The organism is Clostridium acidisoli DSM 12555, from assembly GCF_900176305.1.
Classification (GTDB): domain Bacteria; phylum Bacillota; class Clostridia; order Clostridiales; family Clostridiaceae; genus Clostridium_I; species Clostridium_I acidisoli.
On record NZ_FWXH01000005.1, the window covers coordinates 131,589 to 151,531 of the forward strand.

At 30.9% G+C, this 19,943-nt stretch carries 25 protein-coding genes; 21 read left to right on the top strand and 4 right to left on the bottom strand.

Annotation, left to right across the window (positions count from 1 at the left end):
- Positions 1-29: 29 nt before the first annotated feature.
- Positions 30-260 carry a hypothetical protein gene (locus B8978_RS09395; protein ID WP_084115498.1) on the bottom strand — a complete coding sequence of 77 codons (231 nt, stop codon included), beginning with the start codon at positions 258-260 and terminating at the stop codon, positions 30-32.
- A 151-nt stretch (positions 261-411) separates the two neighbouring features.
- On the opposite strand from B8978_RS09395, the gene B8978_RS09400 reads away from it, so the two are divergent.
- Both B8978_RS09400 and B8978_RS09405 read left to right on the top strand, forming a co-directional pair.
- Positions 412-999, top strand: coding sequence for a TetR/AcrR family transcriptional regulator (locus B8978_RS09400; RefSeq protein ID WP_084115499.1), 588 nt, complete (start codon positions 412-414; stop codon positions 997-999).
- Between the two features lie 17 nt (positions 1,000-1,016).
- Positions 1,017-1,451: an SRPBCC domain-containing protein gene (locus B8978_RS09405; RefSeq protein WP_084115515.1), complete on the top strand. Its 435-nt coding sequence runs from the start codon at positions 1,017-1,019 to the stop codon at positions 1,449-1,451.
- Between the two features lie 94 nt (positions 1,452-1,545).
- Here the strand turns inward: B8978_RS09405 and B8978_RS09410 are convergent, their stop codons facing one another.
- Together B8978_RS09410 and B8978_RS09415 are read right to left on the bottom strand one after the other, a co-directional pair.
- Positions 1,546-2,574, bottom strand: coding sequence for an NADH:flavin oxidoreductase (locus tag B8978_RS09410; RefSeq protein ID WP_084115517.1), 1,029 nt, complete (start codon positions 2,572-2,574; stop codon positions 1,546-1,548).
- A 147-nt stretch (positions 2,575-2,721) separates the two neighbouring features.
- Positions 2,722-3,090 (bottom strand): winged helix-turn-helix transcriptional regulator, encoded by a 369-nt coding sequence (locus B8978_RS09415; RefSeq protein WP_084115519.1) that lies wholly within the window; start codon positions 3,088-3,090, stop codon positions 2,722-2,724.
- 440 nt (positions 3,091-3,530) lie between these two features.
- Between B8978_RS09415 and dmpI the strand changes: the two genes are divergently transcribed.
- The 14 genes from dmpI to B8978_RS09485 all read left to right on the top strand — a co-directional run bounded on the left by dmpI (position 3,531) and on the right by B8978_RS09485 (position 15,429).
- Positions 3,531-3,725 carry a 4-oxalocrotonate tautomerase DmpI gene (dmpI, locus tag B8978_RS09420; RefSeq protein WP_084115521.1) on the top strand — a complete coding sequence of 65 codons (195 nt, stop codon included), beginning with the start codon at positions 3,531-3,533 and terminating at the stop codon, positions 3,723-3,725.
- Between the two features lie 134 nt (positions 3,726-3,859).
- Positions 3,860-4,681, top strand: a complete 822-nt coding sequence (locus B8978_RS09425; protein WP_084115523.1) for a nitroreductase family protein — start codon at positions 3,860-3,862, stop codon at positions 4,679-4,681.
- A gap of 319 nt (positions 4,682-5,000) precedes the next feature.
- On the top strand, positions 5,001-5,426 hold the full coding sequence (locus tag B8978_RS09430) for a PTS sugar transporter subunit IIA (RefSeq protein ID WP_084115525.1): 426 nt from the start codon (positions 5,001-5,003) through the stop codon (positions 5,424-5,426).
- 12 nt (positions 5,427-5,438) lie between these two features.
- Entirely contained in the window at positions 5,439-5,933 is a 495-nt protein-coding gene (locus B8978_RS09435; protein WP_084115527.1) for a PTS sugar transporter subunit IIB, read from the top strand.
- A 29-nt stretch (positions 5,934-5,962) separates the two neighbouring features.
- On the top strand, positions 5,963-6,808 hold the full coding sequence (locus B8978_RS09440; RefSeq protein WP_084115529.1) for a PTS mannose/fructose/sorbose/N-acetylgalactosamine transporter subunit IIC: 846 nt from the start codon (positions 5,963-5,965) through the stop codon (positions 6,806-6,808).
- A 1-nt stretch (position 6,809) separates the two neighbouring features.
- Positions 6,810-7,643: a PTS system mannose/fructose/sorbose family transporter subunit IID gene (locus tag B8978_RS09445; protein WP_084115530.1), complete on the top strand. Its 834-nt coding sequence runs from the start codon at positions 6,810-6,812 to the stop codon at positions 7,641-7,643.
- Between the two features lie 122 nt (positions 7,644-7,765).
- Entirely contained in the window at positions 7,766-8,047 is a 282-nt protein-coding gene (locus tag B8978_RS09450; RefSeq protein ID WP_084115531.1) for a hypothetical protein, read from the top strand.
- Between the two features lie 365 nt (positions 8,048-8,412).
- Complete coding sequence (locus B8978_RS09455) at positions 8,413-9,078, top strand: response regulator transcription factor (protein ID WP_084115532.1); 666 nt, start codon at positions 8,413-8,415, stop codon at positions 9,076-9,078.
- A gap of 181 nt (positions 9,079-9,259) precedes the next feature.
- Positions 9,260-9,745: a MarR family winged helix-turn-helix transcriptional regulator gene (locus tag B8978_RS09460; protein ID WP_084115533.1), complete on the top strand. Its 486-nt coding sequence runs from the start codon at positions 9,260-9,262 to the stop codon at positions 9,743-9,745.
- Complete coding sequence (locus tag B8978_RS09465) at positions 9,742-11,073, top strand: acyl-CoA thioesterase/bile acid-CoA:amino acid N-acyltransferase family protein (RefSeq protein ID WP_084115534.1); 1,332 nt, start codon at positions 9,742-9,744, stop codon at positions 11,071-11,073. Before B8978_RS09460 ends, B8978_RS09465 begins: the two co-directional genes overlap by 4 nt.
- Positions 11,074-11,236: 163 nt before the next feature.
- On the top strand, positions 11,237-11,902 hold the full coding sequence (locus tag B8978_RS09470; RefSeq protein ID WP_084115535.1) for an NAD(P)H-dependent oxidoreductase: 666 nt from the start codon (positions 11,237-11,239) through the stop codon (positions 11,900-11,902).
- 185 nt (positions 11,903-12,087) lie between these two features.
- Entirely contained in the window at positions 12,088-13,116 is a 1,029-nt protein-coding gene (locus B8978_RS09475) for an epoxyqueuosine reductase (protein WP_084115536.1), read from the top strand.
- A 142-nt stretch (positions 13,117-13,258) separates the two neighbouring features.
- Positions 13,259-13,693: a MarR family transcriptional regulator gene (locus B8978_RS09480; RefSeq protein WP_084115537.1), complete on the top strand. Its 435-nt coding sequence runs from the start codon at positions 13,259-13,261 to the stop codon at positions 13,691-13,693.
- Between the two features lie 98 nt (positions 13,694-13,791).
- Positions 13,792-15,429, top strand: a complete 1,638-nt coding sequence (locus B8978_RS09485) for a methyl-accepting chemotaxis protein (RefSeq protein ID WP_084115538.1) — start codon at positions 13,792-13,794, stop codon at positions 15,427-15,429.
- Between the two features lie 147 nt (positions 15,430-15,576).
- Here the strand turns inward: B8978_RS09485 and B8978_RS09490 are convergent, their stop codons facing one another.
- Positions 15,577-15,996, bottom strand: a complete 420-nt coding sequence (locus B8978_RS09490; protein WP_084115548.1) for a hypothetical protein — start codon at positions 15,994-15,996, stop codon at positions 15,577-15,579.
- Between the two features lie 497 nt (positions 15,997-16,493).
- Here B8978_RS09490 and B8978_RS19835 point away from each other — a divergent pair, with 497 nt between their 5' ends.
- The 5 genes from B8978_RS19835 to rbr all read left to right on the top strand — a co-directional run bounded on the left by B8978_RS19835 (position 16,494) and on the right by rbr (position 19,924).
- Positions 16,494-16,691 (top strand): hypothetical protein, encoded by a 198-nt coding sequence (locus B8978_RS19835; protein ID WP_176212662.1) that lies wholly within the window; start codon positions 16,494-16,496, stop codon positions 16,689-16,691.
- A gap of 102 nt (positions 16,692-16,793) precedes the next feature.
- Complete coding sequence (locus B8978_RS09500) at positions 16,794-17,909, top strand: DNA alkylation repair protein (protein WP_084115550.1); 1,116 nt, start codon at positions 16,794-16,796, stop codon at positions 17,907-17,909.
- Between the two features lie 103 nt (positions 17,910-18,012).
- Positions 18,013-18,750 (top strand): tRNA pseudouridine(38-40) synthase TruA, encoded by a 738-nt coding sequence (truA, locus tag B8978_RS09505; protein WP_084115551.1) that lies wholly within the window; start codon positions 18,013-18,015, stop codon positions 18,748-18,750.
- Between the two features lie 138 nt (positions 18,751-18,888).
- Positions 18,889-19,227, top strand: a complete 339-nt coding sequence (locus B8978_RS09510; RefSeq protein WP_084115552.1) for a hypothetical protein — start codon at positions 18,889-18,891, stop codon at positions 19,225-19,227.
- A 109-nt stretch (positions 19,228-19,336) separates the two neighbouring features.
- The gene (gene rbr, locus B8978_RS09515) at positions 19,337-19,924 is read left to right on the top strand and encodes a rubrerythrin (protein WP_084115553.1); all 588 of its coding nucleotides are present in this window, start codon (positions 19,337-19,339) and stop codon (positions 19,922-19,924) included.
- The last annotated feature ends 19 nt before the right edge of the window (positions 19,925-19,943 follow it).

The following is a 19,943-nucleotide window of genomic DNA, read 5'->3' on the forward strand; positions in this document are numbered from 1 at the left end:
CGCACGTATAATTAAATCAATCGATTGATTTAATTATTTAAAGGAGAAAAATTAGATGCAACTTCACAATTAGAAGCTATTGGATACAAACATAGTGATGTAAAGAAAATATTTATTAGTTCAGATGAATGGCTACTCAAAGATAAAAAAATTCTAGGAGTAATTGCTGAAGTATGTCCATAATCCATTTCGATGATAACTAATGTTGAAATGATAGAATATTCCTCTGGAGCATTTTTTACAACTTCCATAGCAGTCAAGATATATTTGGAGATGGAAGAAGTATAATGCTCCCAACACGGGGCATAGTATCGGTTACGCTATAAAAGAAAGCTTACCTAATCCAAATAAAAAAAATATAGGTTTTGTAAAATGGATATTAATATAAATAAATTAATTGAGGTGATCTTTATGGATAATAGTGAAACAAAAGGCAAAATATTAGCAGCCGCAAAAGAATTGTTTGCTCAAAAAGGTTTTGATGGCACATCTACAAGAGAAATTGTTAATGCTGCTGGAGTAAACATTTCTTTAATAGCTTACCATTTTGGTGGTAAGGAAAATTTGTTTTTCTCAATGTTTGATCATTTTATGGAGGACACTTATCATACTGAAACTAATATAACATCTTCGGATATTATTGATGAATTTAAATCAATAATAAATTATATAATAAGACTTAGATTCGAAGATCCACAGTTAGTTAAAATACTTCATCATGAAATTATTTTAAATAGCAGTAGATGTGATAAACTCAAAACATTACTAATTCCAATTTGGAATCGTGTAAAGATATTATTACTTGAAGGAAAATCAAAAGGAATATTTAGATTTGAAAATATCGATAATGCATTATCCTTTACTATGTCCGTTGCAATTTTTCCTCGTCAAAATCAATATTTTATTGAATCTGCAAATACTAATGCAACCTCTATAAATATTAATACTACTATAAATGAATTACTTAATTTTATTTTAAAAGGGTTAAGTATAGATTAATATAGGAGATGAATGTTATGAAGGAAATTAGAACTCAAATAATAATAAATGCAAATGTAAACAAAGTATGGGCAATATTAACGGACTTTGATGCTTATCCTAATTGGAATCCGTTTATTAAATATTTTAAAGGAATTCCAAGAGAAGGTAATAGAATAGAGGTGAAAATGGTTCCTCCTAACTCTAAGGGTATGATTTTTAAGCCTACTATTCTAAAATTTGTACCTAACAAAGAACTTCGCTGGTTAGGTCATACTTTTATATCAGGGTTATTCGATGGTGAACATATATTTGAATTAATATATAATAACGATGGAACCACAACTTTTATTCAACGTGAAAAATTTTATGGTATATTAGTACCTCTTTTAAAGAACTCTCTAGATAACACAAAAGCTGGATTCGATGAAATGAACAAAAAAATTAAGGAAATTTCTGAGACGAATTTATAAATATTTATCAAATAACAACTGCAGTTCATTTAAACCAAGTTTTAAATATAATAAAGGGCATTCAATCATTTTGGTTGAGTGCTTTTTATTACAATCAAAAAGTGAGTAGTGTTTTTTTATTTTCGGAATCATATTTATTAATTGCATTTTTGACCCAATTTGAATCGTTAAAGACAGGTCTTCCGACGCCAATTAAATCTGCAACATTATTTTGCAGAAGCAATTCTGCCGTTTCTATTGTTCTAATACCTCCAGTTATAATGACAGGGATTGAAACAGCACCTTTGACTGCTTTTGCCTGTTTAATAAAATATCCTGATTTTTCCGAGTCAGGTACTGTGTAACGACACATTCCACCGGATATATCAAGCATATTAGCACCTTCATTTTCTAGTTCTTTTGCCGCTACAATATAATCATCTAAGCTAAGTCCGCCATCCATATTATCAGTAGCACCAAGACGGAATAGAATAGGAAAATCATTGCCAACGGCATTGCGAACCGCTCTCAGTATTTGAAGATGAATAAGAATCCTGCCTTTAATATTGCCTCCATATTTATCAGTTCTTTTATTGGTAAGTGGTGACAAAAACTGATTTAATAAGTAACCATGGCAGGAATGTATTTCAACCCCATCGAAACCTGCTTGCTTCCCTCGCAAAGCCGCATTAGCAAAATTACTTATAATTTTTTGGATATCGTCATATTTCAGCTCGTACGGGAGTTCTAGATTTGACTTTGAAGGATTTATAACAGCCGATGGAGCAATCGGCTGAGAACCTATAACATTTCTTTTAGTACCACTTCCCGCATGGTTTAACTGCAAGATAACAGGACATCTATTACTGTGAATGACATCGCAAAGCTGTCGCAAGCCCGAAAGCATACTGTTGTTAGCAGAAGAAATTTGGTGTAAACTGGATTTCCCGTCTGCTGAAATAAAAGTATGTTCTGTAATTACCATACCAAAGTATCCGCCACGTGTTTTTTCATCATAATATTGCAAAAGAGTCGAAGTTATTTCTCCTTGTAATCCAGCGCTTGATGTTGCCATTGGAGGCATTATTAGCCTGTTTTTTAGCTCAAGATTATTAATTTTTAAGGGTGTAAGCAAATGAACCATAAAAATTACCTTCTTTACTTATATGTTTTGTTATTTCAAATATTGAAAAATAGGTATAATATATGCAAAAAATTGGTAGGTGCTATGCTACTCTTATGTCTAGAATTCATTTAAATTCATCATTTATTTTAAAATGTAATAAATATACTACATATCATCCTTTTTTTCATTGTTAGGTGCCTTGGTATAGTTGAATACTTCCTTTGACCAGTTACGTGACCACTCACCAAATGGACGCAATAATTCCATAAGTTTTTTTCCACGTTTGGTCAATTGATATCCCTCAATAGTACGCTCTACAATATCGGCTTCTCTTAACTCTTTGATTCGATTGTTTAATATCCCAGGAGAAATAGATTCGCATCGTTGCTGAAGTTCTCTGAAAGTAGTGGAGCCATCCTGCAAATTCCAGATGATACCCATTACCCAATTTCTACCTAAAAGATCGAAAAGGGCCATAATAGGAAGTCCTGATTTGGAACCACGAACTGGTTTCCCTGGATGTGGAACTGACATATTTTTAATCCCCCTTATGTTGTCTATGATGATTTTTTAAAACTGGCATAAATATTTTTTACTTTCATGACAAAATATTGACATTATGCTATATAAATCATAGCATGCTATCATTTATATAGCAAGCGTATAATGAAAAATTTTAAATTACATCATATGATATATTTTGAAACATAAAGATGCGGCAAGATAAAAATTAATATATGAAATATTGAGACAGGGTGGAAGAAATAATATTGAAGCTGGATTTAGCAGATATTCGTATACTTGAATTGCTGAAAGAAAACTCAAAAATATTAATGAGAGAAATAGTTCAATTGGTAATTATTAAAAATCCAGATATTAAAAAATAATAAAATGCTTGCTATTTATTTTATAGCATGCTACTATATTAATAGCACAGTGCTAATTATTTAATTAAATTGAAAGGAAGTGTTATTGTGCCAGTAATTACAATGAAAATGAAAAAAACTCAGCCAGAAAAGAAAAAAGAATTGATTGAAAAATTAACAGCTGCAGCTGTTGAGGTTACAAATTCTCCTTCAAGCTCTTTCACTGTTTTCATTGAAGAGTATGAGCCTAACAGTATTGGTATTGGTGGAGAAACATTGTTGGAAAAACACGCTAACAAGTAGAATAAATAAAGGCTAGACACCGCGCTCTTATATTACGAATGCGGTGTCTTATATAAAATCTATTATTATATAAGTCTGAAATATGTATACAAGAAGGATTAAATATGTTTTTATAAAAGAAAGGATGAATTTTAATGATTTTACTTAATGTGGATAAAGAAAAGTGTATTGGTTGCGGCATTTGTGCTGAGATTTGTCCTAAAAATTATATTGGAATGACTGATAAAAGGATTCCTGTTGATGCTGGACATGTTTGTATCGATTGCGGTCAGTGTGGTGCAATTTGTCCTAGAGCAGCATTGAATCATACTCACGCACCACTTACTAATCAAGTTACGCTTGACACATTTCAAGTTTTAAATGCTGAAATAGCAGAAAAATTTCTTAGATCCAGACGGTCAATCCGTGCATACAAAAAAGATATCATCCCTAAAAATAAAATTTTGAAGTTGTTGAATGTCGCCAGACTAGCACCCTCAAGCAACAACTCACAAAGTGTGCAATACATGGTTATAGATAACAAAAGTATTCTTCAATCTATTACCCAAGCTACAATAGCCTGGATGGATGAAGCAATCATCAACAAGGAACCATTTTCAGATAATTTTGTCGATTTGGCGGAACACTATCATAAAACTGGGCAAGATGTAATCTTGCGAAATGCACCATGTTTTATCTTAGCACTCTCTGAGAAAAATTTTATGCGTGGACGAGATAATACACATTTTTCTCTTGCATATGCTGAATTGTTTGCACCAAGTCTAGGATTAGGAACATGTTGGACAGGTCTTGTCGAAACATGTGCAAGATCTGGCTATCAACCATTGTTGGAATTATTAGATATACCAGAAAATCTAATAGTTACAGGTGGAATTATAGTTGGTTACCCAAAATACAGTTATAAACGGTTGGTTGACCGTTCTCCTCTCATTGTGACCTGGCATTCAACGTCGTAAAATACTTTACAAGCAATCAAAATTAAATGAAAAATTAATTGCCACCATAAATTGTTTTTTTGGTGGCAATTATATTCTCCAAAATATTCACAAGATATTTTATGAAAACAATTACAAATGTCATGCAAAATATTACATTTGTAATCGTATATTAATGACAAATTATAGATGATTATTAAAATGAATATTAGTAAAATTAACAATGTAAACGTTTATTAAAATAAACCGGTTTAATTAAATTTTAAAATATGCATATAAATTATCACTTAGTTGCAATATTGGTATGTTAAGTTTTGTTTGAATTTAAAGGGGGGAAAAAATGAGATATGTAATATTGGTAAGTCATGGAGAATTTGCAGCAGGACTTTACAATGCAGTGTCAATGCTTGCAGGTAAAGGGAGAGAAGGCGTAAAATTTCAAGGTTTAGAAGATGGAATGAGTACTGATGAATTTGGCGAAAAATTTGAGACAGTTATTGAAAATATTACAAATGAAGATGAAATTATTCTTTTTGGTGATATTATTGGAGGTTCACCTTTAACTACAGCAGTAAATATATTAGCAGGTAAAGAATTATTATCAAAAACACTTGTAGTTGGTGGCATGAACTTGCCTACAGTATTGACGACAATTTTGATGAAAGATTCCATGGGTAAAGAAGAATTAAAGAAAACGTTATTTGAAACAGCAGGTGAGTCAATAAAGGAATTTAAACTAATTGATACAGGGGAAGAAGATATTTAGGGGGAGTAAAAAATGTCAATTTCGTTTTTAAGAATAGATGATAGGATGATACATGGGCAAACATGTACAAGATGGGCTTTAGAATACCCATGTGATGGAATAATAGCTGTTAATGATGCAGCTGCTAATAATCCAGTATTAAAAGCAGCTTATAAAAGTGCAAGTGGCAAAAAAACATTTGTATGGACTTATGAACACTGGAAATTAAAATGCAGTAAGGTTTTGGAAAGTGATACAAGGTATTTTCTTATTACAAAAGAACCTATACTTATGTCTAAGATTTTGGTTGAAGATAAGTTTGAGCCCGGTATTAAAGAAGTTATTGTAGGACCATGCAACGATAGACCGGGTACGGTAAAGTTAGGAAACAATCAATCTATAAATCAGAAAGAAGCTGAAGCTTTTGAAGCTATTATGCAAGCTGGCTATAGTGTAGAATTTGCACTTGTTAAAGAGGAAGCAATAGGAAATTGGAAAAAGTTTAGAGGCCAGTTTGGTTTTAAATAGTATTTAATATACTAGCGGGGGGAATTATTATGGAAATAAATTGGATTCAAGCCACATTATTTGGATTATTTGCATGTCTGGCAAGTATGCCTGGCATGGGTGGCACTACTTTTGGTAATTATACTTTAGGAAGACCTTTAGTTGCAGGCTTAGTAGTTGGAATTATTTTAGGTGATGTGCAAACTGGTATTATAGTTGGAGCAGCAATTCAAGTCGTTTATATTGCATTAGTTACGCCAGGTGGAACTGTATCTGCAGATGTACGTGCAATCAGTTATATTGGTATTCCTCTAGCTGTAGTAGCAATTAAAGGAATGGGATTAAATCCAAGCTCTACACAGGCAGCTCAAATGGCAACTGCATTAGGTGCGGCAGTTGGAACTTTAGGAACTGTTTTATTTTATGGAACAGCAACTATAAACTTGATATGGCAGCATATAGGATGGAAAGCAGTAGATAAGGGTGAGTTTGAAAAGCTTTATTTAGTTGATATGGGATTACCATGGATTTCTCACATTATTTGTAGTTTTATTCCAGCACTTATTATTACAAGAATGGGTTCTAGCATGGTTAAAATTATGAAGGTAGCATTGCCAATGAATGGCATACCAATGAAAACTTTATTTACAGTAGGAAGTTTACTTCCAGCAGTAGGAATTGCAATATTGCTAAAACAGGTTGTGTTAAAATCAAGTGATTTTGTAACCTTCTTTTTAGGCTTCACTTTGGCAGCAGTCATGAAAGTTAATTTAATTGGAGCAGCAATAATAGGTATTTTCTTTGCACTAATTAATTACAGAATAAGAATGCTTCAACTGCAAAAACCGGCTGTAGCTAAGGCCACGGGTAACGATGATGATGAGGAGGACATATAGTATGGAAAAGAAAAAAGTATCTAAGAAAGCTTTAAGCAAATCTTTTAGAAATTGGTTTTATGGAAATTTAACTTGTTTTTCTCAAGAACATATGCAAACTTTTGGCTATCTTTGTGCAATGCTTCCAATCGTTAATGATTTATACGAAACAAAAGAAGAACAAAAAGAAGCTATGGAAACTTATAAGGCATTTTTTAATACAGAACCTCAGATTGGAACATTAGTTGTTGGTATGACAGCTGGTCTTGAAGAAGCAAGGGCTAATCATGAAAACATTGATGGTGAGATGATAAATGGTATTCGAGCTGGACTTATGGGACCTTTAGCAGGTATTGGAGATTCATTAATAGTAGGTACTTTAATACCAATACTTTTAGGTATAGGCTTAGGACTTTCAACAGGAGGTTCTCCTCTAGGAGCAATATTTTATATTGTAGTTTGGAATGCTATAGCGATTTTTGGAATGAGATGGGCTTATTATAAAGGATATGAGCTAGGTGGTAAAGCTGTTGAGATGGTTGTTGGAGAAAAAGCTACTGCTGTCCGTGAATCTGTAATTATGGTTGGAACTATAGTAATTGGCGCAGTTGCTGCTACTTGGGTAAACATCAATACATCTTTGAAAATGTATAATTCACGTGGTGGAGTAATTATAGACTTGCAAAAAACTTTAGATGGTGTTTTTCCTAAAATTCTTTCCGCAGCAGCTGTAATTTTTGCATGGTGGCTTATGTCAAAGAAGAAAATATCTCCTACAATAGTAATGTTAATATTTTTGATAATAGCTTTTCTTGGAGTACTCGTAGGATTCTTTAATCCAGGATTAACTTATTAATAAAAAAGGTTATCGCACCTAAATTTAAATTATACATGTTTCAAAAAGCTATGTTTTGGCCATTTATGATACATGTATAATTTAATATCCAAGTAGCGAGTAACTATATATGAGGAGTTAATATGAAAGATGAAGAGAAAAAACAAATGTTTTATGAAGCAGAGAAGCAAAGTAAGCTTTTAAAAAATTTATCTAGGTGGTCTGTAAGTGCTATGGGATTGTCTAGTATAGGTATTGTGATAGCTTATTATGGATTGTCACGATCTAAAATTAAATTTGCTTTTGGAGTTTTTGGCATTTTATTTACTGTAGTTTGTGTTGTAGCATGTCTTCTAATTAATTTGGCAATAAGAAATGGTAGAAAAAATGTGAATAACATTTTAAAAATTATTAGTAATAAATAAAATTAACATGTTAGCTATGGTAGATAGTGTATTAAACATAAATAATTAAAAAACAGTATTTTGAAATATTAAATAAAATTGATATTTTAAGATACTGTTTTTTAAATTATCAATTTATTCATTCGTCCATAAATGAAAGAAAATGAAAAGAATTATATCATTAAACAAAAATTAAAATCAACAAATGGACAATCATAAGTTATGAAGGTACAATTAAACGAATAAAATGTAAAGATAGAAGTTAATGGACAAGCTATAAAAAATTATATAAACATGGTAAGGAGGGATAAATTGTGACCGGGGAATATTATGACAGCGATGGTTTTTAATAATTATGAATATTTCAATTATATGGGGTGACGTAAGTGATTAAAGTATTAATTGCTGATGATCAGGAGCTAATTAGGGAAAGCTTGAAAATTGTTTTAAGTGCAAATAAAGATATTGAAGTTGTGGGAACTGTATGTAATGGAAAAGAAGTAATTAAATTAGTACGTAAGTACAAACCGGATGTAATATTAATGGATGTTTGCATGCCGGAAATGAATGGTGTTCAATGTACAAAAATTATAAAAGAATCTTATCCAAACATTAAAATTATAGCGCTTACTGCCTTTGATGATGATGAATACATATTTAATATTTTAAAATATGGTGCTAGCGGATATTTACTTAAGGGTGTTTCAATGGATGAACTTGTAAAGGCAATTCACACTGTTTCAAATGGAGGGGCCATGACAAATTCAGATATAACGGCTAAGGTTTTTAAACTATTTTCTCAAATGGCTCAAGGTGACATCTCTATTCAGGTTGGTGCCAAAAAAAATCTAAATGATGTATGCGACACAGAATGGAATATAATAAAGTGCGTTGGGCTTGGTTTATCAAATAAAGAAATTTCAAAAAAGCTGAGATTATCAGAAGGAACTGTTAGAAATTATTTAAGCAATATATTAAATAAACTTAATTTTAGAGATAGAACACAATTGGCTATTTGGGCAGTCAAAACTGGAGTTACAAAAAAATGGTGACAAAAAACCAAGATTAAAATATATAAAAAATTTATAAAAGTAGCTATTTTAGCTAGAACCATAAACGTATTCATAGTTTTCTTAATTATATTAATTTGTTTATTCTTGACAAACGGAAAATAAATGCTATACAATATAGACAACAAGTTGTCTATATTGTGAGACTTTAAGGAGAATAAATATGAAGCAATATTACCTACAACAAATACTATCAACTATATTTTTCATTTCTAACAAAATACAAACAAAAGGTGATGAGTTAGATGAACGATTGACTGTTCGACAATGGATGACACTTTTATCAATTATACATCTACCTGAAAACAATGTGTCATATAGCCAGATTGCCAATATAATGGGCTGTTCCAAACAAAATGCAAAAAAATTGGTGTCTGTTCTTGAACGAAAAGGCATGGTTATGATTAGTAAAAACAAATTTGATAACAGGGCAGTAAATATTGAAATAGTAGAAAATTGTCGATCTTTTTTGCAAAGATACTATGAAAAAGGGAATGAACAATTAAAACAAATGTTCAAAGACTTTGATGAAGAGGAATTAAAGATCTTATGGAGTTTGTTAAAGAAATTTGCTACATTTGACGGTAGTCAGTGGATTGGATTTGATGAAAAAGTTCCTATTGACAAAAGAAAAGAGGAAGAAAGATGAATGAGAATAATTGCTTAATTACCATTGTTCCAGAAATATCCTATATTAATGAAACTGTTGATATTACAATAAGTGGATTACCCAAAAATCGGAAGGTCTTATTTCGTGCGGTTAGCGAGGATTATTACTGCATCAATGCTGGAATGTCAGAACAAGGGCAAAACTCCCAGTGGGAGTCTTATGGAGTTTTTATAGCGGATGATAATGGCAGTATTCAACTTAGAAACGCTATACCAATGAAGGGGACTTATGAAAAGTGCAATGCTATGGGACTTTTTTATTCTATGAAAATAAAAGAATTGCATAAACACAAAACACCTCAAAACATCCAAGAAATACCTGCAACAAGGAACTATACCGTTAACTTTACAGTTGAAGTAAACAATCAAATCCTAGCATCAAAAAAGCATATCAGAATGTTCTGCGATGAAAAAATAAAATGTGAAACTATTATAGAGAACAATTTTATAGCACGTTACTTTACTCACGAGAAGTCAGAAAAAAGACCAGCGATTATTGTGTTAAGTGGAAGCGATGGAAGAATTGAAAAGGCACAGGCGATATCTCAAGTATTTGCATCAAAAGGCTACTCGGCCTTGGCGGTATGCTATTTTGGACTTGATGGAACTAAACGAAATTTGGATAGAATACCACTTGAAATTATAGAAAATTCTATTAAATGGTTGAAAAGTAAAAACACTGTAGATCAAAATCAAATTGCCATTTATGGGAGATCAAAAGGTGGAGAACTGGCGTTGCTTGCGGCGTCGTTTTTTCCAGAACTGACTTGTGTCATAGCAAACACACCGAGTTGTTATGTATATGAGGGATTAAAAAATGATATGCCAAGTCGTCATTCATCATGGACATATAGAGGGAATGAAGTTCCGTATTTGAAATTTTCCTTTTTAATCCTTTGCCAAATGATGATCAGAAAAATACTTGGTAAAAAAGATCTTATGACATGGATGTATAATAAGATAATTAAAAAAGGCGATCTAAATCAATCTAGCATTAAAGTAGAGAAAATAAATGGACCAATATTATTATTATCTTCGTCATCGGATTCTATATGGCCATCGTTATTGCATTGCGAGACAGTTATTAAAAGATTAACTGAAAATAACTTTAAATTTAGATTCAAGCACTTAAGTTATGAGAAATCGGGTCATATGCTTACATTACCATATCAATCTATTTCCACGTTAGATAAGTGTGATGGTAACTTGGAAGAATGGGCAATAGCTTGTGTAGATTGTTGGAAAGAAACAATTGAATTTTTGGACGAATGGAGTACGGCTAACATTAACTCTGTTACTATGGTATAAAATTGATACTTAAGATAGTTTTAATATACTATATATAAAAAATGTGCGTACTTCAATATGATATTCAGGTGTGATATATTTGAGATAGGATAAAGTGAAACTTGCACTCAGATGGAGTTTTACGGATGGTAGTAAATGGGTAAAGTGAAAGAGGGGATTGTAAATGAGTAATAAAAATCAATTAATATTGGATGCATTTAAGTTTCGTCATGCATGCAAGCAGTTTGATGCTACAAAAGTTGTGTCGGAGGAAGACTTTAATACAATATTGGATGCAGGAAGACTTTCACCAAGTTCTTTTGGATTTGAACCATGGAAATTTTTAGTTGTACAGGATCCAAAAATCAAAGAAAAACTGTATCCAGTGGCATGGGGAGCACAAAACAGTTTTAATGGTGCAAGTCATTTTGTAATTTTACTAGCGCGTAAAAAAATTGATACATTATATAATTCTGATTATATAATGAAAATTATGACTGAAGTACAGAAATTGCCTAGTAACATAGCTCAAGAAAGGAAGGGGTATTTCGAGAATTTTCAGAGAAGTGATTTTAAACTTTTGGAAAGTGATCGTGCTTTATATGATTGGGCTTCTAAGCAGACATATATTGCAATGGCAAACATGCTGACAACAGCTGCATTTTTAGGGATTGACTCATGTCCAATTGAAGGATTCAATATAGAAGCTGTGGAAAAAATATTAGAAGAAAATAATATCATAGATACAAAACACTTTGGAGTTTCAGTTATGGCAAGCTTTGGATATCGTAAAAATGAACCATATCCCAAAACTAGACAGTCAATAGAGGAAGTTGTACAGTTTGTATAATTTAATAATAAAAAATAAGTATTAAACGGGTTTTAACAGAAACATGGATTTTACTGCACTCTGCAGAGAATCCATGTTTTTGTTGTCGCTTTCATTCTCTAATAATATTATTGACAAAAGACAACTAATAAAATATTATATGCATATACATATAAAAAATAAATTTCTAGGGAAGTGACAAAGTAATGAATACAATTGAACAAATGATTCAAAAAAAAGCTTATGAACTTGGCTATGAAAAATGTGGCATTATTCCAATTAATAAGTTGTCAGGATATAAAGAAAAGCTTGAGGAGCGAATTAAAAAGGTACCAGAATCTGCACAATTTTATCAAACCCAACAAAGGCTAGCTAATCCTTTGGAAGAGTATCCCTGGGCAAAATCTGTTGTAGTAATGACAGTCCCATATGGAAAATATAAAATTCCAGAGGTAGTTAAGGATCATGTTGCAAAGGCATATTTATTTGATGTACGTATAGATGCAAATACAGAAGAATATCAACATAATAGAGCAATGGAAAAATATATGCAGGACCTTGGTTTGCAGGTAGTGACCAATCAGAAGTTTGGAGTTGTAGGTATGCGCTGGGCAGCCTTACAAGCTGGGCTTGGAATTATACGACGAAATAATTTCTTGTACACGCAGTCCGGATCATGGGTTCATATTGAAGCATGGTTAATTGACAGAGAAATTGAGTTAAAAGAAACAATGGATGTGCCCCAGTGCCCAAAAGGTTGTAATCGATGCATGTCTGCCTGTCCAACTAAATCACTTTCTGCTCCGTACACCATGACACCAACTGCCTGCATTTCTTTCTTGACAACATTTGGAGGTCGTAATTTACCACAGCAGCCACTAAGCAAAAATTTTGGGAATTGTATTTATGGCTGTGATATTTGTCAAGATGTATGTCCAATGAATAAAGGAAAGTGGAAGGAGGTTGAAGAATTTCCGGGACTCGCTGAGCTGTCTTCTGAACTAACTCCAGAGAATATTTTGAATATGGATGAAGATTTTTATCGTGAGAAAGTTCAGCCAAAATTCTTTTACCTTTCACCAGAGGAACTTTGGAAATGGAAGATAGATGTATTATGTTATATGCGTAATAATTATAAGGAAAGTTACAAGACATATATTATAAATTCCTCAAATAATGAAAATGAGAAGATTCGTGAAATGGCAGATTTTATTCGCAAGGAATTAAATTTATAATTATTCATTAACACCTCAATAAGTAACGTTATATAAAGACGTTACTTATTGAGGTAAGTAACGAAATTTACAAAAAGTATATTGACAAAAAAAAGTTAAAATCATATAATTAATTCGGAGCCGAACGAATGAGGTGACGAAAATGAAAAGTAAATTCACCATTGGTAAAATAAATAAGATTAATGAAGCGTCCACTAAATTTTTTAAAAAAAAGATAAAGGAGGAGCATTTACCTATATTAGAAAATCATGCAACTTTATTTAATATCCTATCAGAGGACGGATCAAAGATGCTTTTTAATGAGATATCAAACATATGGAAGGTGTCTAAATCATCTTTGTCAGACATAATAAATAAGTATGAAAGTCAAGGATTGATAAAAAAGTGTGTTTGTGCTGAAGATAAGAGAAGTGTATATATTAGTTTAACTTCTGACGCTGTATATATAAAAAAAAGACTTCAAGTTATGGAAAAAGAATTTCTAGATTTATTATTGTATGATTTTGATGATGGGCAAAGGAAAAGTTTTGAGGATAATATAGATAAAGCTCTTAAAAACATAACAAAAATGTATTAAAACATTTTTGTTGCGTTTTTAATTCGTACGCGTACGAAAATAAGTAAAATATAAAATTATAATTCATATGTAATATTCAAATTTTAGGGAGGAATAATATGTTCACTTCTATAAAGAAGAGATTAACGTTCAATTTTGTTTTAACTGCAGCAATAATAATATTGATTTGTACATCATTTTTTACATATCAAATGATAAATGGAATACAAAACCAGATGAAAGATGATGGAATTACTTTGGCGAATAATGTAAGAGCAAACATTGAAAATGCAGGAATAAAAGACATGAATAAAATACAAGATATAATAGATGCAACATATAAATATGCAAATGGAGAATTATTGTACATAGGTGTGATATCAAGAGATAAAACTCTTGTGGCAGGAACATCAAAGAATTCCATTGGTGGAAAAGTTGATGCATCAGACCTAGACAGTGTCTTTGAAGGAAAGACAAACTCATATATGTATAAGTGGAAAGGAACTACGGCATATAATGTGGAAGTTCCTATAAAAGACGGAAATAATGTGTTATATAGCCTTTCAATTGGCATTTCTATTGAAAACATGGAAAGATCTATTAGAATCACCATTATAAGAAGCATAATTTGTGCTATATTAGTTTTGTTATTAGCCGCTATTGCAGGAATATTCATAGGAAAACGAATTGGTGAACCTATAGAAATTATTAAAGATGCTATTGAAAAAGCAGGTGAGGGAGACTTTACAGCAGAATATAAAATTAAAAGTAAAGATGAAATAGGAAAACTTGCAATTGCAAGTGCCAAGACTAGAAAAAATATGAGAGAACTTGTTAGAAAAATCAAAGTAATATCAGAGAGTTTAAGCAATTTATCAGAACAGATTGGAGGTAGTGGAAGTACTGTAGCATTATCTAGTGAAGAAATTGCAACTTCAGTAGCTAGTGTATCTCAAGAAGGAATGAAACAAACAGAAGCTTTAAAGGAAGCGGTTAATTTACTAGAAAGTTTTTCAATAGATTTAGATAATGTGGACAACAATTTAAACTTTTTAGCTGATGGTGGAAAGATTATAAAAGAAGATACAAACAGAGGAGTAGAAACTATAAATAAATTGGCTAATACTATTGATGAAATGTTAGATTCATTTTTAGTATCAAAAGCTAAAGTTGAGAATTTAGATAATACTATATCACAAATTAATTCTATAGTAGATGTTATAAATGGAGTGGCTAAACAAACTAATCTCTTAGCTCTAAATGCATCTATAGAGGCTGCTAGAGCCGGTGAAGCAGGAAAAGGATTTTCAGTAGTAGCAGAAGAAATACGAAAGCTGGCAGAAGAAGTTCTAACATCATCAAAGAGTATAACTCAATTAATAAATACAGTTATGAAAGAGACTAATGATGTTTCGACTACAACAGAACTTTTAACTAAGATAGTGGAAGAAAGTAAAAATGATATTAATAGTGTGACAACTTCATTTGAGGGAATTATTAGTAAGGTAAATAATATTCCTAGTGACATTAATAAGGTACAATTAGTACTCAGAGGAACAATGGAAGGCAGGAATAAGATTTCGGATACAGTTGAAAATATAGCTTCAAAATCACAAGACATTTCTGCTCTTTCGGAAGACGTAACAGCAGCTACAGAAGAACAAGCAGCTATAACAAATGAACTGTCTATTACAGCGAAGAAGTTGGTTAATATTTCATCTGTATTAGGAAAAAATGTTTCCCAGTTTAGAACATGATTTTTAAATTACCTTGGATGGACTTTATAATAACTATAGGACGTACTAAAAGCACGTCCTATATATAAAGGGGAATAATAATGAGTAACATTTATAATTATTTCCAATAATTAAGTTTTTAAACAATATATCTTAATTGTTTAAAATTTAATTTTGCTTATATAATCCAAAGCCAGTTATAACTAATTTGTCCCAACCAGTTTCTTCATCAGTAATCCAATTATATTCAAGGTTAAGTTCTTTTAACCAAGCATTAAGGCCATTACTTTTTTTGCTTACATTTGGATACTGTCTGCCAAAGGTTTCTTTTATTGTTTCAAGTAGAGTTACTTGTTCTTCCTTTGCAAGTTCTTTGGATAATATGTCATTTATAACTTCACAACATTTTGCGTAACTTTTATGATCTTCAGCATACAATTCATTGGATAATAATTGTTTTTTGTTGTTTAGACTGTCTCTTACATCATTTATTTCATCAATATTTGATAAGTATTTTTTGGCGATATTAATAGCAGCAATATCATTAGAAATTTTAACTATTGATCTTTCTAAATTTTCATTTCGCATTTTATATTCTCACTTTGCATTTTTTATTTGGTCATTAAATTAATGACAATATGTAATTATATCACTAAACTAGTAATCACACAAAAGCTATATGTAGGTTAAGATGGAGAAGTAAACTGTTTAATACTAAAGAACGCACCAAAAGGCACGTCCTATATAAAGGGGAATAATAATAGGTTACATTTTAATTATTGCCTAAACTTAAAGATTTAAACAATCAAATTAAAAATAATTGCACATATAATAGTAAGTAAAACAGAAGCCACAGCAATATCAAAACCAATAGAAGATTTTAAATTCATTATGTAATCACCTCAAATAGATTATTGACTATGCCACTAAAAAGTATTCAATTAAATATAACTAATCTGTGCTTACATAATTAAAGATAATCTATATTATTACCTTTAAAGGTTTGCACAGATTAATTTGAGTTCTTATTCATTAATTTATTTTGGTCTTCTTCTAAAGAGTTAAGGTTTTCTTTTTGAGCCGATATGGAAAACATAATACTTGAAACTGTAGATAAAAAATCAGCTAATAGTTTGGTATCTTTAGTTGATTCACCTTCTGTAAGTGCAAATGCAACTAAGTTTGCCAGAAGTATAAATTCTTTAGGAGTTAGTGAATCAAAGTATGACAATATAATTCACCTCGCAATATTTTATTCAGATGAATTAATTAAGGTTACATAAGTAAAATAACTATAAATTATTTTACATATCATTTAAAATAATATGTAGAAGTAATAAATAATAAGTTTAATTTTCTTTATATAAGAATGGGGTGATTAACAAATGCCGGAAGCTTTAAAAGACATATACAATAAACAATTTTTAATAGACTTTAGTGAAAAGGTGTATTCAGCCTATAAGAATTTTGATAAAAAAGGATTTTTAGATATGGTACTAGATGATAATTGGAACGACTTAAAGCTAAGAGCTAGAATGATGAGAATTGCTGAAACACTTGGTAAATATCTTCCACAAGAATATGAGGAGGCACTTCAGGTGTTGTTTTCAATTGACGAAGATTGCATTGGATTTCCATATTTATTTTTTCCTGATTTTGTAGCATTTCACGGAGAGTCAGATAAAAATTGGGATATTTCCATGAAAGCACTTGAAAGATTTACAAAAAGATCTTCTTCCGAATTTGCTGTAAGACCTTTTTTTAAACGTAATCCAGAAAAAATGATAAATCAAATGTTAGAGTGGTCAAAGAGTGAAAATGAGCATGTAAGAAGGCTTTCAAGTGAAGGATGTAGGCCAAGATTACCGTGGGGTGAAGCTCTTACTATGTTTAAAAAGGATCCCAAACCTGTGATTTTGGTTCTAGAGGAACTAAAAGAAGATCCTTCACTTTATGTGAGAAAGAGTGTGGCTAATAATTTAAATGATATTTCTAAAGATAATCAGAGGATTTTTATAGATATATTAAAACGATGGAAAGGTAAAAATAAGGATACGGACTGGATATTAAGACATGCTAGTAGAACTTTAATTAGAAAATCCAATCCAGAGGTTATGAGCTTATTTGGATATGATATGGGGGGAGATGGCGCTGTTGTTACAGAAGCTAGTTTAACTGTGGATTCATTTATATTGAATATTGGGGATAGTTGTAGAATTAATTATGAAGTTTTTATTGGAAAAGAAAATCCTGTACACATACGTGTTGAATATGGAATCGACTTTGTAAAAGCAAATGGAAAAACATCACGAAAATTGTTTCTTTTATCTGATAAGATCGTAGCTGGTGGTGAACGAATTACAGGAACACGAATTCATAAGTGGCATAATCTTACTACACGAAAACATTATTCAGGAGAACATAAAATTGCTTTATTAGTTAATGGCAATGAAGTGGCATGCACAGTAATTGAATTAGAGGATATGGCTATGCTAAAGTAATTAAAAATATTAATAGCTTTATAATAACAAAAAATATATAATTAAAAGGTTGTTAGTGAAAACTAAACAGCAGATAAAGAAAATAGATTAAAGGTGGAATTATATGAGAAACTTAAAAATGAAAATCCAATATGATGGGAGCAAATATAAGGGTTGGCAAAGACAAAAAGTTGGTGACTTAACTATACAATATAAAATAGAAAATGTTTTGTCTAAGATGACAGGTGAAGATATAAAGGTAATAGGGTGTGGTAGAACTGATGCAGGAGTACATGCTGAAAATTATATAGCAAATTTTCATACTGAATGTGAGCTTAGCACAAATTCTATGCTAGATTATTTATATGAGTTCTTACCTGAAGATATAGTAGTAAAGTCTATGGAAGAGGTAGGAGAAAGATTTCATGCAAGATATAATGTGAAGTCAAAAACTTATGTATATAAAATAAATAATAATAAGTTTAGAAATGTATTTAATAGAAAATATGTTTATCAAACAGAGGAACATATAAATTTAAGTGATATGAGAGAGGCAGCAGAAGTTTTAATTGGAACACATGATTTCCAAAGCTTTACCAATCTAAAGTCTAGTACTAAACCAACAGTTAGAACTATTAACTATATAAACATATCAGAAGTGAACGGTATTATAGAGGTAGAAATAAATGGAGATGGATTCTTATTAAACATGGTAAGAATTATTGTAGGAACCTTGTTAGAAGTAGGATTAGGTAAACTTAAATCAGTAGATGTTAAAAAAATATTAGATGAAAAGAAAAGATTAGAATATGGACCAATAGCAAAAGCAAAGGGTTTATGTTTAAAGGAAGCTTTATATTAAATAAAAAAGTTCTGCATTTTGCAGAACTTTTTTATTTAATATTTATACAATCTTTATAAAAGCAAAGTTAATTTTAACTTAATCTTTACATGATAAATGATAACATTAAACTATAAACAGCATACAAGGAGATTTATTATGAAAAAGATATTTTTTGTTTTAGCAACTCTTATAATCATCAGTATTTATTTAAAATCATACAATACAAACCCGTATGCAGGAAGCTATAAATCCGCAAGTAATAATATTATTTTACTTAGCTCCAATAATAAATGTACGATTATTAATAGCAGCTATAAAGAAGCGTTTTATATTAAGTGTAAATATGTTGTAAAAAATAACAATATAAAAATAATGTTTGATAGTGATAAAGAGAATTATTACGAAGTTTCAAGTTTGAAAGGAGAATTCCAAGGGAGTAGAATTAAAATTTATAATCCAATAGAAAGCAATTATTGTTATTATATGAAAGAATAATCCATATATTTAAATAAAGTGGAATTTTTAAAAGTTCAGAAGATTAGAAGGAATCTGTAACAAAATGTAGAAATATATATATGTTAAGATAAATATAGGAGGGGATTTTATGAGTTCATTAAAAGGTACAAAAACCGCTGAAAATTTGTTAAAGGCTTTTGCAGGTGAGTCACAGGCAAGAAATAGGTATACTTATTATGCCTCAGTAGCAAAAAAAGAGGGTTATGTTCAAATTGCAAATATTTTCACTGAAACTGCAGAAAATGAAAAGGAACATGCTAAAAGATTTTTTAAATTTTTAAATGAGAGTCTTAATGGTGAAGCTGTAGAAATAAATGGAGCATCATATCCAGTGGCATTAGGCGACACAAAAGCAAATCTTATTGCAGCTGCAAATGGCGAAAATGAAGAATGGACTGATTTATATCCGACTTTTGGAAAAACAGCTGAAGAAGAAGGGTTTCCAGCTATAGGAGCTGCATTTAAAATGATAGCTGAAGTAGAAAAACATCATGAAGCAAGATATAGAACACTAGCGAAAAATATAGAGGACGAAAATGTGTTTAAAAAAGATGAAACTACTTTATGGAAATGCATTAATTGTGGATATATTTATGAAGGGGATGCAGCACCACAGGTATGCCCAGCTTGCCTTCATCCACAAAGTTATTTTGAAGTGTTAGCTGAAAATTATTAGGATTGTAAAAAAATTCATA

What these genes read in the sequence shown, in the direction of transcription:
- B8978_RS09400 (WP_084115499.1), top strand. Translation starts at nt 412, where the DNA reads ATGGATAATAGTGAAACAAAAGGCAAAATATTAGCAGCCGCAAAAGAA.
- B8978_RS09405 (WP_084115515.1), top strand. Translation starts at nt 1,017, where the DNA reads ATGAAGGAAATTAGAACTCAAATAATAATAAATGCAAATGTAAACAAA.
- B8978_RS09410 (WP_084115517.1), bottom strand. Translation starts at nt 2,574, where the DNA reads ATGGTTCATTTGCTTACACCCTTAAAAATTAATAATCTTGAGCTAAAA.
- B8978_RS09415 (WP_084115519.1), bottom strand. Translation starts at nt 3,090, where the DNA reads ATGTCAGTTCCACATCCAGGGAAACCAGTTCGTGGTTCCAAATCAGGA.
- B8978_RS09425 (WP_084115523.1), top strand. Translation starts at nt 3,860, where the DNA reads ATGATTTTACTTAATGTGGATAAAGAAAAGTGTATTGGTTGCGGCATT.
- B8978_RS09430 (WP_084115525.1), top strand. Translation starts at nt 5,001, where the DNA reads ATGAGATATGTAATATTGGTAAGTCATGGAGAATTTGCAGCAGGACTT.
- B8978_RS09435 (WP_084115527.1), top strand. Translation starts at nt 5,439, where the DNA reads ATGTCAATTTCGTTTTTAAGAATAGATGATAGGATGATACATGGGCAA.
- B8978_RS09440 (WP_084115529.1), top strand. Translation starts at nt 5,963, where the DNA reads ATGGAAATAAATTGGATTCAAGCCACATTATTTGGATTATTTGCATGT.
- B8978_RS09445 (WP_084115530.1), top strand. Translation starts at nt 6,810, where the DNA reads ATGGAAAAGAAAAAAGTATCTAAGAAAGCTTTAAGCAAATCTTTTAGA.
- B8978_RS09450 (WP_084115531.1), top strand. Translation starts at nt 7,766, where the DNA reads ATGAAAGATGAAGAGAAAAAACAAATGTTTTATGAAGCAGAGAAGCAA.
- B8978_RS09460 (WP_084115533.1), top strand. Translation starts at nt 9,260, where the DNA reads ATGAAGCAATATTACCTACAACAAATACTATCAACTATATTTTTCATT.
- B8978_RS09465 (WP_084115534.1), top strand. Translation starts at nt 9,742, where the DNA reads ATGAATGAGAATAATTGCTTAATTACCATTGTTCCAGAAATATCCTAT.
- B8978_RS09470 (WP_084115535.1), top strand. Translation starts at nt 11,237, where the DNA reads ATGAGTAATAAAAATCAATTAATATTGGATGCATTTAAGTTTCGTCAT.
- B8978_RS09475 (WP_084115536.1), top strand. Translation starts at nt 12,088, where the DNA reads ATGAATACAATTGAACAAATGATTCAAAAAAAAGCTTATGAACTTGGC.
- B8978_RS09480 (WP_084115537.1), top strand. Translation starts at nt 13,259, where the DNA reads ATGAAAAGTAAATTCACCATTGGTAAAATAAATAAGATTAATGAAGCG.
- B8978_RS09485 (WP_084115538.1), top strand. Translation starts at nt 13,792, where the DNA reads ATGTTCACTTCTATAAAGAAGAGATTAACGTTCAATTTTGTTTTAACT.
- B8978_RS09490 (WP_084115548.1), bottom strand. Translation starts at nt 15,996, where the DNA reads ATGCGAAATGAAAATTTAGAAAGATCAATAGTTAAAATTTCTAATGAT.
- B8978_RS19835 (WP_176212662.1), top strand. Translation starts at nt 16,494, where the DNA reads ATGGAAAACATAATACTTGAAACTGTAGATAAAAAATCAGCTAATAGT.
- B8978_RS09500 (WP_084115550.1), top strand. Translation starts at nt 16,794, where the DNA reads ATGCCGGAAGCTTTAAAAGACATATACAATAAACAATTTTTAATAGAC.
- truA (WP_084115551.1), top strand. Translation starts at nt 18,013, where the DNA reads ATGAGAAACTTAAAAATGAAAATCCAATATGATGGGAGCAAATATAAG.
- B8978_RS09510 (WP_084115552.1), top strand. Translation starts at nt 18,889, where the DNA reads ATGAAAAAGATATTTTTTGTTTTAGCAACTCTTATAATCATCAGTATT.
- rbr (WP_084115553.1), top strand. Translation starts at nt 19,337, where the DNA reads ATGAGTTCATTAAAAGGTACAAAAACCGCTGAAAATTTGTTAAAGGCT.